Genomic DNA, 10878 nt, shown 5'->3' with positions numbered 1-10878 from the left:
ATTACCAATTACCAATTACCAATTACCAATTACCAATTACCAATTACCAATTACCAATTACCAATTACCAATTACCAATTACCAATTACCAATTACCAATTACCAATTACCAATTACCAATTACCAATTACCAGTCACCAATTATTCTTCAAACAGCCATGTTTTGACTTTAGCCAAACTTTGCCAATCGAGTTTTCTAGTTAAACCGTCTTCAATGCTGTTTTTTACTTCTTCTTCCCATTCTTGATTGACAAAAATCAATTGTTTTGCTATGTCGATATGTTCTCGTAAACCTTTCTGACCGGTTTCTAACATGGCTACAGCGAGATTAATTCGACCTTGTGGATCTTGGGGATTAATTTTTACGGCTTTGCTGGCAGCTTTATAGGCTAACTGTGCTTTACCTTCTAGAAGATATAACCAAGATAAGCAAATCCAAGCTGAACTAGCTCTAGGAGAGCGATCGCATACTTCTTTAAATACAGGAATAAGATTTGCGGCTGATTCACCGTCTTTGTAGCGTTGTAAACCTGTATCAAATAATTCTTCAACTGTAATAGTCATTTGTTATTTGTCGTTAGTCATTAGTTATTTGTCATTGGGCATGGGGCATGGGGCATGGGGGATGGGGCATTGGTTTATTAATCTTTCCCAATCCCCAATCACCAATCACCAGTCACCAGTCCCCTATTATACCCCAAAGGATTTACCGCAACCGCAGGTTTGAGAAGCGTTGGGGTTGGTGAACTGAAAACCACCACCAATCATGGCATCACTGTAATCAAGCATCAAACCATAGAGATATAATAAACTCTTGCGATCGCAAACAATTTTAAAGCCGTCATAATCAAAAACTTCATCCTGGGGAGTGATCTTGCTGATATCTTCAAAATCCATCATGTAAGACATCCCAGAACAACCACCTTGACGAACTCCAACCCGTAAACATAAATCTTGACCTTGTTTAGCTTGGAGAGATTTTACTTGGCGCAATGCTGCTTCACTTAGCATAATGCCGCGTTCTTGAGTTTGGGTTGCTTGTGTCATCTGCTGTTTACACTCCTTAATTAGTCTAAATATTAACTGGTATATGCCGTTGATAGCCTGGATGCTGATTTTTTGATTTTTGTTCTATTTTAGCGGCATTGGTGAGGTGAAAACGTTAAATTCTCAATACTTTGTCAACAGCAGCCAAGGAATTTTATTCTAAAATTGAGAGGTTTGGTGTATTTAGAGATGGGGTATTTTCTGAGTTTCAGCCACAAGCAGTCTGAGCAGCAACCACTCTTCAGGTACAGTAGGGTTATTAACAGAAAACTTGAGCCGAATTTTAGCCATTCCCCACATTTGACTTCCAAATAGCTTTTTTTGATTCACTTAATCTATGACAAGTTTTAATCGCTCTACCAGTCGTCGGTTGAAGAAATTAATCCAAATTCCTTCTATATGGGAGGGCGATCGCCGTCCGTTGTCATCACCAGTGTCATCCAGAGATTCCCAAGAGTCCCAAGGGGAATGTATCCTTTGGGTGGATGGCTCTCAAGGTATTGTTAGAGGTATGGATATGGTATCTCCCGACCTTGGACCAGAAGCAATAGTTCGCACCTTAATGCGAGCAATGGAGCATCCCCACAGTCCTGCTAAACCAGCTAGACCTCAAAGAATTGTGGTCAAAGACAGGGAAATTCAATTTTACCTGCGGGGAGTTTTGCAAGATTTGGATATTGCTATTGACTACGCACCAGAATTACCTTTAATTGATGAACTATTTCGCTCTTTTGCGGATATAGTTGATAGTCAAATTCCTAATTTACCTCCACAATATGCAAAAATTCTGAATGAAAAGGCTTTTGCAGTTTGGGAAGCAGCACCTTGGGATTTTCTGGAAGAACAGCAAATCTTGTCTATAGAAATAAATAAATGGGATGTGGGGACACTCTATGTCTCAGTCATGGGAATGCTGGGGATGGAGTATGGTGTTTTGTTATATCGTTCAGAAGAATCTCTCAAGCGGTTCCGTGCAGATATTTTAGAGGATGAAGAATCAGAGCAAGGTTTAGAAGCAGCTTTCTTAAAGCAAGATTGCTTATTTCTCACCTTTGATCAAGTGGATGAAGATGAAGATGAAGATTTAGCGGATTTACCCCTATCGGAGATTGAACCTACTTTTGGTAATATTCACCCCTTAGAAGGATTACGCTCGATTTTATACGAGGAAGAAGCACTTGTAGTATTTGTGGCACTAGAAAGTTTGATCCGCTTTATCCGTGATTATCGTCATCAGTTATACGAAGAAGACTTCCCCCCCATCAACCGACGTTATCGCATTTCTCTACCCCATCCCGATGAAACAACTAAATCCGTGTCTGTCACTGTCTCGACTATGCCAGAATTAGCAGCAGAGTTAGAGGAAATGGCAGGGTTTGATTTTTCAGATGAAGATGAGTTGGATGAGGATACCGAGATCCGCACATTGCGGGATGATTTGATCCCAGAAGATTCATTTTTGAGTTTAGGAGTGATTTCTTGGGAGATGTTGAATTCTCTACGTCAGGAAGTGAATTATCATGCAGGACAGGAAATTCAACCAGTCGGTGATGGCTTACCCGTGATTTTAATTCAAACTTCCCGCCCCAAAGCTAAAACGGTGATTGAAAATATTCAAGCTGCTGGAGGATTGAAAGCTATATGCTTTAATCCAGGTGCTAATCCCTTAGACGGTGAACGATATGATTTAGGTTTGTTACAAACAAAGAATGGGGATCTGTTCCTGTTTGGGGAATTTCCAGAGGATGATCCCACTCACGTTGAAGCTAAGAAAAAATGGAATCAGCGGTGTCAGCAAACTAATGGATATTGCGGTTTGATCATTGCTAAGGGATTGACAGGTGCTGCTCGTGGTAATCCAGGGTTAAAAGATATGATGGCTTTGTTTGAAGCGCGATCGCTCTCTACTCAAGATTTAGGTATTGGTACTCTCCAACTTATGCCCCAACTAGAATTTGAATAATTTTCTGTGTAGTTACCACAGATAGTCATCAAATCCACACTGAGTTCAATTATTTTGGTTTGATCTGTGGTTTTCTACAATGAAGTCCTATAGTAATTGCTGCATAATTTGTTGTTAAAAAGATCAACTTGGTTCGTTTAGTTTATCTATCTTGACGGCGAATTTTTAGATATATTTTATGATCTTCCTGTTTATTTGAGCAAATCTCTGATAGTATCATTTTTTCCTTTTACTTTTGGATTCATTTTGACAACCGTTAACACATAGCAAGTTGCATGATAATGACTAATAAAAAATGGGCTGTTAAACGCATAACCGTCAACCTAGCAACTCAGGAAGCGGAAAAATTAGAAAAATATTGTCAGCAGACAGGTAGACCCGCTACTGATGTGATTCGTGAGTTGATTAGAAGTTTACCTCTTTCTGAAGATAGTAAGAGTAATGCTTAATGAGGCATTGGGCATTGGGCATTGGGCATTGGTAAAAATCTTTTCCTCCCCTGCCTCCCCTGCCTCCCCTGCTCCCCCTGCTTTCTTCCCAGTCCCCAGTCACCAATCCCCAGTCTCCATTACCCATTACCTATTCTGACACCAACCCAGTTACAATTTGTAAAGAAACTTATAGCGCAGCTTGGCGTAAGTAATAGAGGAACTTGGGAATGCGTGTTGCAATTGTAGGAGCAGGATTAGCTGGGTTGGCTACTGCCGTAGATTTAGCCGATGCGGGTTGTGAGGTACAAATCTTTGAATCTCGTCCCTTTGTCGGTGGGAAAGTTGGCAGTTGGGTGGATGGTGATGGCAACCACATAGAAATGGGATTGCACGTATTTTTTGGCTGCTACTACAATCTGTTTGAGTTGATGGAAAAGGTGGGAGCAGGGAACAATTTACGCCTGAAAGAACATACCCACACTTTCATCAATAAAGGAGGACGCACTGGGGCTTTAGATTTTCGTTTTATCACCGGTGCGCCTTTTAATGGCTTAAAAGCATTTTTCACTACTTCCCAACTTTCAGCACTGGATAAATTACAAAATGCGATCGCTCTGGGAACTAGCCCCATTGTCCGGGGTTTGGTAGACTTTGAAGGGGCAATGAGAAATATCCGCGATTTAGACAAAATCAGTTTTTCTGACTGGTTCTATAGTCACGGAGGCAGTAAAGGCAGCATCAAACGGATGTGGAATCCTATCGCTTATGCTTTGGGCTTTATTGATTGCGATCATATTTCTGCCCGTTGTATGTTGACAATCTTCCAGTTTTTTGCAGTGAGAACCGAAGCTTCTATTTTGCGAATGCTGGAAGGTTCACCCCACGAATATTTACATAAACCAATTATTGAATATTTAGAAGCCAGAGGTACAAAAATCTATACCCGTAGACAGGTGCGGGAAATTCAATTCACTGAGTCTAATGTTCTTGGGGAAGCAAAAACCAAGGTAACAGGTATAGTAGTTGCCCAAGGTGACAAAGAAGAAGTAATCACAGCTGATGCTTATGTTTGTGCTTGTGATGTACCGGGGATTCAGCGAGTTTTACCCCAAGCATGGCGAAAATGGTCAGAATTTGATAACATTTATAAACTTGAAGCTGTTCCAGTCGCTACAGTACAGTTAAGGTTTGATGGTTGGGTGACAGAACTACAAGATGCAGAAAAACGGAAACAGTTAAATCATGCTGCGGGGTTGGATAATTTGTTATATACAGCAGATGCTGATTTTTCTTGTTTTGCGGATTTGGCTTTAACTAGTCCCGCAGATTATTATCGTCCTGGGGAGGGTTCATTGTTGCAGCTAGTATTGACACCGGGAGATCCGTTTATTAAAGAAAGCAACGAGGCGATCGCCCAGCACGTTTTAAAACAAGTCCATGAATTATTCCCCTCATCCAGAGAATTAAACATGACTTGGTACAGTGTAGTGAAACTAGCTCAATCTTTATACAGAGAAGCACCAGGAATGGATGTTTACAGACCTGATCAAAAAACACCAATTCCTAACTTTTTCTTAGCAGGAAGTTACACCCAACAGGATTATATTGATTCTATGGAAGGTGCAACAATTTCTGGAAGACGTGCAGCAAAAGTCATTCTAGAAAGTGTGAAGAATTAGGTATTGGGGACTGGGGACACTTCGACAAGCTCAGTGCATCGCTGGGGACTGGGGACTGGGTAAAGGTTCTTCTGAATTACCAATCACCAATTATCAATTATCAATTATCAATTATCAATTATCAAACAAATCCAATGGCTGACTGGTTAGAACATAGCGTACAGGTAGAAGTAGAAGCTCCCATAGAATTAGTATGGGGGTTGTGGTCTGATTTAGAACAAATGCCGAACTGGATGAAATGGATTGATTCGGTGAAAATTTCCCCTGATGATCCAGAGATTTCTTTATGGAAATTGAGTACAGGCGGTTTAGAATTTACCTGGAAATCTCGGATTCTTAAAACAATTTCTCATCAAATTATTCAATGGGAATCTGTGGATGGTTTACCCAATCAAGGGGCAATTCGTTTTTACGATCGCCATGCAGGTGGTAGTATTGTGAAAATGACTATTTCCTATGCTATTCCTGGTTTTTTGGGTAAGTTGATGGATAATTTGTTTTTGGGAAAAGCTGTAGAGTCAACAATTCAAGCGGATTTGGAGAGGTTTAGAGAATACGCTTTGAATGTGAAGGGTGATGGGTAGAGATGGGGAAAATTGGCAGTAATTTTTTTACTGCTAATTTCGTTTTAAGCAGAAGCAGAAAGAATTTTTACAGGTTCAATTTTGGTATTGGAATTGATTTCTTGATTGGGGACAAAATGAATTTCCACAGAATAGCCAGCAGCAGTAGCAAGTTTAGTTAAAGTTTCCAATTTAGGTATTTGTTTACCAGATTCAATTCTAGCTAGATGTGGTTGTTTAATGCCTACTTTCTCTGCAAAATCTCTTTGGTTTAAACCCATCGAAGTTCTTATAGCAATAATTTGTTTTGCTAACTGGAATTCTGATTCAAGTGCATCATATTCAGCTTTTACCTCTGGATCTGCAAGCACTTCTTCACGGATGGATTGCCAAGAAATTGTTTTGGTAGTCATTGCTGTTTACCTTTTTCGTTATTTTCAAACTATTCAGAAGATGATTGTTCTTCACTGTTTTCTAGCAAAAAATCCTGCATTCGCTGTTTAGCTAGATTCAGTTCTTTTCTTGGGGTTTTTTGAGTCTTTTTTTGGAATCCATGAAGCAGAATAAATTTTTTACCAGTATAAGCAAAGTAGATAATGCGATAAGCATTTTTATTCTGTTCTATTCTGATTTCATATAGCTTATCTTCAAGTGGTTTTATATAATCTCCACCCACAGATGTTCCAAATTCCTCCAAAAGATCAAAAACACGACCCAATTTTGCTTTCACTTTTGCATCTTGTTCTTTAAACCAATCTAAAACAGGAGAATTACCGTTTGGATATTGGTAAAACTCTATACTCCATTTATTCACTTAGCAATTTCAGGCTTGATAACTTTAACGTTATCATGATTGTACCTCAAGTGTCAGGTATTTTCGTAAATATTTAATTTTTTAGCTATTTAAGCCAAAAAACAGGTCAGAACACCCACCAACAACATTGGTTGGGTTATTTTACATGAAAGGCAGGATGCCTACCCCATAAGATGGAATAATTTATTTTCTGGTCTACCCCAATCATTGATGTTTTTATAAAAGCCGGATTAACAAAATGTAAGAGGTTGTTTGGATAAATATACTCAATAATGCATAAATTTTAATTTACAGAAATTAATTTTTAACACAATTTTGTATTTTTAAACTTTCCAGCTATACAACTTCAGAAATTCCCGTTTCTATTTCAGGATGAAACTTCTCTGGAGTCATCCCATCTAATAATTCATCAAGGGTGTATTTTTTCGCTTTTTCGGTGTAATCGCCAGACTATGGCTAGATACACTTAAAATTACATCTGTTACTTCTTTGAACTGCACTTTTCCCTGACTTTAGAAATGCGAATAGCTAGATTATTTCTCCATTTGGTAACAAATATACTCATAGCTATCTAGGGGTTGCTGAGAAAGTCTTTCCGTGAGGGCATAGGAGTCAGGAGTCAGGAGTCAGGAGTCAGGAGTCAGGAGTCAGGAGAAGATTTGAAAATTTCTTTGCCATCTCTTGAAATCCCAAAAAATGCACACTTTTTCCGGTATACCCTTCAAAACCCTTGCACTAATTTCTGTGTTTATCAGCCTCTAACCTTTGATATATCAAGGTTTTAGGTTTATTCAGCAAACCCTATCTATAAATATATATCTATATTGAAGGTACTATTTTAAAAGTTAAAATTCAAGTAGAGACACAGAATAACCATGTCCCTACCATTTCCTGACAACTAAAAAAAACAATCAAAAAACAATCAAAAAACAATCAAAAAAATAATAACTTACCAAGTTGGATCACTAAAAAGATGTATGGTTAATTCCTCTTTATTTGGAGGAACAGGAGTAATACAAGCACGGATGATTTCACCATCGTCTAACTCGACAGTGCAAGCGTGACAAGTTCCCATTAAACAACCAGTAGGAATTGATACCCCTGCCCTCTCTGCTACATCTAATAAAGGTTCTCCAACTTCAGCTTCGACGGTAACATTATCTGGTAGAAAATGGATCTTCATAGTCATTGGTTGTGGATAATTAATGTCAGAAAAAAGGTAGATATTCAGATTTTTGCTGATAGCTGAATACTGATAGCTGACTGCTTACAAAAAAGGCGTTAAATCTAAATGGGTTTCTACTTCGGTAGCTAAAGAATCTAAAATCTGTTCTCGTTGATCTCGATAATTAGCAACACCTGTGGGTAAAGATTTTAAACCTCTTTGTTGACGCAGACGATTTAACCATGCACGTCTCCAAGGACCATTATCAAAAATTCCATGTAAATAAGTCCCCCAAACAGATTGACAATTATCAACTAAGCCTAAATTAACATCGTCAAATAAAGGTTGACAGATGTCTTTATCTGTTGGTTGTTCTATGCGCGATCGCCCTTGATGAATTTCAAACCCATTCACAGGTAAACCCATCTGAGGATAATTAGAAGTCACCTGACGTTGACGGGCTATTTTCTGTCCTGTGATCACAGTTTTCAGGGGTAATAAATTTAACCCTGGATATCTGCCGGCTTGCCCTTCTACTCCTTCTGGGTCAGCTACCATTTGGCCTAACATTTGGAAACCGCCACAGATGCCTAAAACCGTTCCCCCAGAAGCAGCATAATTTTGAATTGCTTCCGCCATACCACTTTTTTGCAATAGCATTAAGTCGGCAATTGTTGTCTTTGTCCCTGGAATAATTACTGCATCAGGGTGTCCTAAATCTTGCTTAAGACTAATGTATTTTACTGAAACTGTTGCTTCTGATTCCAATGGATCAAAGTCGGTAAAATTGGCAATTCTGGGTAAGCGGATAACAGCAATATTTAATTCAGCTTGACTTTTATAAGATTTTCTCTCTAACAAGTCCAGTGAGTCTTCTGCTGGAAATACCTGTTCTAGATAAGGTATGACACCAACCACGGGAATACCAGTCCGTTCTTCTAACCATTTAATTCCAGGTTCAAGGATGGAAAGCTGTCCTCGGAATTTGTTAATTACTACCCCTTTCACCAAGGCGCGTTCATCAGGTTCTAATAACTCTAATGTTCCTACTACATGAGCAAAAGCTCCTCCCCGGTCAATATCAACTACTAACAGAGTCGGTGCATTTAAATATTTTGCCACCCTCATGTTAGTTAAATCTCGGTGCTTGAGGTTAATTTCTGCTGGACTTCCCGCACCTTCACAAACGAGTAAATCAAATTCTGTCTCTAGCTGTTTTAGCGATTCCTGAATTGTGCGCCAACCGAGTTCAAAATATTGCTCGTAATAATCCTTAGCACTAACTTTACCTACCGCTTTACCTTTAAGAATGACTTGAGAAGTCATATCCCCTTGGGGTTTGAGTAAAATGGGGTTCATTTCCACTAGAGGCGGCACCCCCGCAGACCAAGCTTGCACAGCTTGAGCGTAGCCTATTTCTCCACCATTGGCGGTGACATAAGCATTTAAAGCCATATTTTGACCTTTAAAGGGTGCTACTCGCCAGCCACGACGTGAGAGAATACGGCAAATAGCTGTAGTTATCAGTGATTTCCCTGCGTGGGATGTTGTTCCCACTACCATAATTGATTTCATAGGGTAACTTGTTTGTTTTTTGAGTGTCGCTGTAATTTTTGAGTTAAAGGTTTTTCAATAATGGACAATTGACAGTGAACAATTGACAATTACCTCTCTCTGGAAAGGAGAGGATTGAAAAAGCGGAATTTTTGGCTTTTTTGCTCCTTGAAAGGGGAGGTTTTAAACCGTATGGCTAACGCCACGCTACGCTATCGGCTGACGCTCACGGCGGAAGCCTTGAATGAAACAATTGTCAATTATCAATTGTCAATTATCAATTGATAATCTGCTAATCTACTCATTAAATTGGAAAAAAGCAGATTAAAAAACTAGGTTAGAGCTTATTGTTCCCTTAACCTAGTTTTCACTTTGACTTGCTTATCTAAAGATGTCAATTTTTTCCGCTAAAAAGGTAGTCGAAACCAACGAGTAATGGCATCATTTAAGCGATCGCCCCATGATGGACCAGGCAAGTCTGTATCCCAGAATTTTTCTACCAACTGATAACCCAGGGGTGTGAGGCGAAAACCGTCGGTTATTCCCTGTCCATCGACTTCTCTGCGTAGTATCCCCACTTCGATTAACCAACCTAAAGCGTTATCACAGGCTAATTCTGATAAAGGGCGTTTGGTATAACCTTGCTTAAAGCCATTTTCTGTAGCGATCGCACCCAAGGCAATACTTTGGCTTTGCATAGCTTTCCATAAACTCAGATGGAAAGGTGAACAGATCAGCGATCGCTCGGCTCTTAGGAGTGTTTTCTGACTATATACAAAGGGTTTGGAGTTTGGAGAATTTATTGTAGTCATAGGGCATAGGGCATAGGGCATAGGGTGATGGGGTGATGGGGAAGTGGGGAAAGTGAATAACCCAATCACCAGTCACCAATCACCATTCACCATTCCCTAACAATTGTAAATTATTGTAAAATTTCCACAGCATCAATATTCTGAAACAGGAAAGGTGAATTATGGCACTAGCAGTTGGTACAGATGCACCTGCATTTACCACCAAAGATACAAACGGCAATACAATATCATTATCTGATTTTGCGGGTAAAACCGTGGTTCTGTATTTTTACCCCAAAGATGACACTCCAGGTTGTACCAAACAAGCTTGTAGTTTCCGGGATGCCCAACCTGAATATCAAGGTAAAGATGTTGTAGTTTTGGGAGTAAGTGCTGATGATGAAGCCTCCCATCAAGCATTCACCGCTAAATATAATCTCAATTTCCCCTTATTGGCTGATACTGATCAAGCCTTGATTAAAGCTTACGATGTTGATGGTGGTGGTTATGCCAAGCGTGTTACCTATGTCATCGATCCTAACGGGAAAATTATTCATGTTGATGGTGCTGTTAACACAACTACCCATGCTAGTGATGTTTTAAATGCACTTGGTTTGTAATAACTAGGGTTTGCTGAAAAAGTCTTTCCGTGAGGGCATAGGAGTCAGGAGTCAGGAGTCAGGAGTCAGGAGTCAGGAGTCAGGAGTCAGGAGTCAGGAGGAGATTTGAAAATTTCTTTGCCATCTCTTGAAATCCCAAAAAATGCACACTTTTTCCGGTATACCCTTCAAAACCCTTGCACTAATTTCTGTGTTTATCAGCCTCTAACCTTTGATATATCAAGGTTTTAGGTTTATTCAGCAAGCCCTAA

General features: G+C 39.5%; 12 protein-coding genes. 5 read left to right on the top strand and 7 right to left on the bottom strand.

Translation table 11 applies throughout. The features are described from left to right. Positions 1-141: 141 nt before the first annotated feature. Together H6F47_RS25075 and H6F47_RS25070 are read right to left on the bottom strand one after the other, a co-directional pair. Entirely contained in the window at positions 142-564 is a 423-nt protein-coding gene (locus H6F47_RS25075; RefSeq protein ID WP_096567009.1) for a hypothetical protein, read from the bottom strand. Between the two features lie 126 nt (positions 565-690). After that, positions 691-1047: an iron-sulfur cluster assembly accessory protein gene (locus H6F47_RS25070; protein WP_096567006.1), complete on the bottom strand. Its 357-nt coding sequence runs from the start codon at positions 1045-1047 to the stop codon at positions 691-693. A 337-nt stretch (positions 1048-1384) separates the two neighbouring features. On the opposite strand from H6F47_RS25070, the gene H6F47_RS25065 reads away from it, so the two are divergent. The 4 genes from H6F47_RS25065 (at position 1385) to H6F47_RS25050 (ending at position 5704) form a co-directional block, all read left to right on the top strand. Next, positions 1385-3010, top strand: a complete 1626-nt coding sequence (locus H6F47_RS25065) for a hypothetical protein (protein WP_190651505.1) — start codon at positions 1385-1387, stop codon at positions 3008-3010. Between the two features lie 275 nt (positions 3011-3285). Further along, the gene (locus tag H6F47_RS25060; protein WP_096567003.1) at positions 3286-3459 is read left to right on the top strand and encodes a CopG family transcriptional regulator; all 174 of its coding nucleotides are present in this window, start codon (positions 3286-3288) and stop codon (positions 3457-3459) included. 209 nt (positions 3460-3668) lie between these two features. Beyond that, positions 3669-5120 (top strand): 9,9'-di-cis-zeta-carotene desaturase, encoded by a 1452-nt coding sequence (zds, locus tag H6F47_RS25055; RefSeq protein ID WP_096567001.1) that lies wholly within the window; start codon positions 3669-3671, stop codon positions 5118-5120. A gap of 134 nt (positions 5121-5254) precedes the next feature. Further along, on the top strand, positions 5255-5704 hold the full coding sequence (locus tag H6F47_RS25050) for an SRPBCC family protein (protein ID WP_096566999.1): 450 nt from the start codon (positions 5255-5257) through the stop codon (positions 5702-5704). A 44-nt stretch (positions 5705-5748) separates the two neighbouring features. Here the strand turns inward: H6F47_RS25050 and H6F47_RS25045 are convergent, their stop codons facing one another. The 5 genes from H6F47_RS25045 to H6F47_RS25025 all read right to left on the bottom strand — a co-directional run bounded on the left by H6F47_RS25045 (position 5749) and on the right by H6F47_RS25025 (position 10028). Further along, positions 5749-6096 (bottom strand): helix-turn-helix transcriptional regulator, encoded by a 348-nt coding sequence (locus H6F47_RS25045; RefSeq protein ID WP_096566997.1) that lies wholly within the window; start codon positions 6094-6096, stop codon positions 5749-5751. A 29-nt stretch (positions 6097-6125) separates the two neighbouring features. After that, positions 6126-6497 (bottom strand): type II toxin-antitoxin system RelE/ParE family toxin, encoded by a 372-nt coding sequence (locus H6F47_RS25040; RefSeq protein ID WP_096566995.1) that lies wholly within the window; start codon positions 6495-6497, stop codon positions 6126-6128. 949 nt (positions 6498-7446) lie between these two features. Next, entirely contained in the window at positions 7447-7686 is a 240-nt protein-coding gene (locus tag H6F47_RS25035; protein ID WP_096566993.1) for a 2Fe-2S iron-sulfur cluster-binding protein, read from the bottom strand. Positions 7687-7764: 78 nt separating this feature from the next. Then, positions 7765-9237, bottom strand: coding sequence for a cobyric acid synthase CobQ (cobQ, locus tag H6F47_RS25030; protein WP_190347114.1), 1473 nt, complete (start codon positions 9235-9237; stop codon positions 7765-7767). 386 nt (positions 9238-9623) lie between these two features. Then, positions 9624-10028: an Npun_F0494 family protein gene (locus H6F47_RS25025; RefSeq protein ID WP_187041516.1), complete on the bottom strand. Its 405-nt coding sequence runs from the start codon at positions 10026-10028 to the stop codon at positions 9624-9626. Positions 10029-10189: 161 nt separating this feature from the next. On the opposite strand from H6F47_RS25025, the gene H6F47_RS25020 reads away from it, so the two are divergent. Beyond that, positions 10190-10627, top strand: coding sequence for a peroxiredoxin (locus H6F47_RS25020; protein ID WP_096566987.1), 438 nt, complete (start codon positions 10190-10192; stop codon positions 10625-10627). Positions 10628-10878: the final 251 nt, after the last annotated feature.

The sequence above is a fragment of the Sphaerospermopsis sp. FACHB-1094 genome, assembly GCF_014696195.1.
GTDB lineage: Bacteria > Cyanobacteriota > Cyanobacteriia > Cyanobacteriales > Nostocaceae > Sphaerospermopsis > Sphaerospermopsis kisseleviana.
The sequence above is the reverse complement of the archived record's forward strand: the minus strand, read 5'-3'. Positions and strand labels throughout refer to the sequence as shown.

Excerpts from the sequence above, each read along its gene's own strand:
- H6F47_RS25045 (WP_096566997.1), bottom strand. The coding sequence starts at position 6,096 with ATGACTACCAAAACAATTTCTTGGCAATCCATCCGTGAAGAAGTGCTT.
- H6F47_RS25065 (WP_190651505.1), top strand. The coding sequence starts at position 1,385 with ATGACAAGTTTTAATCGCTCTACCAGTCGTCGGTTGAAGAAATTAATC.
- H6F47_RS25075 (WP_096567009.1), bottom strand. The coding sequence starts at position 564 with ATGACTATTACAGTTGAAGAATTATTTGATACAGGTTTACAACGCTAC.
- H6F47_RS25020 (WP_096566987.1), top strand. The coding sequence starts at position 10,190 with ATGGCACTAGCAGTTGGTACAGATGCACCTGCATTTACCACCAAAGAT.
- zds (WP_096567001.1), top strand. The coding sequence starts at position 3,669 with ATGCGTGTTGCAATTGTAGGAGCAGGATTAGCTGGGTTGGCTACTGCC.
- H6F47_RS25070 (WP_096567006.1), bottom strand. The coding sequence starts at position 1,047 with ATGACACAAGCAACCCAAACTCAAGAACGCGGCATTATGCTAAGTGAA.
- H6F47_RS25050 (WP_096566999.1), top strand. The coding sequence starts at position 5,255 with ATGGCTGACTGGTTAGAACATAGCGTACAGGTAGAAGTAGAAGCTCCC.
- cobQ (WP_190347114.1), bottom strand. The coding sequence starts at position 9,237 with ATGAAATCAATTATGGTAGTGGGAACAACATCCCACGCAGGGAAATCA.
- H6F47_RS25035 (WP_096566993.1), bottom strand. The coding sequence starts at position 7,686 with ATGACTATGAAGATCCATTTTCTACCAGATAATGTTACCGTCGAAGCT.
- H6F47_RS25060 (WP_096567003.1), top strand. The coding sequence starts at position 3,286 with ATGATAATGACTAATAAAAAATGGGCTGTTAAACGCATAACCGTCAAC.
- H6F47_RS25025 (WP_187041516.1), bottom strand. The coding sequence starts at position 10,028 with ATGACTACAATAAATTCTCCAAACTCCAAACCCTTTGTATATAGTCAG.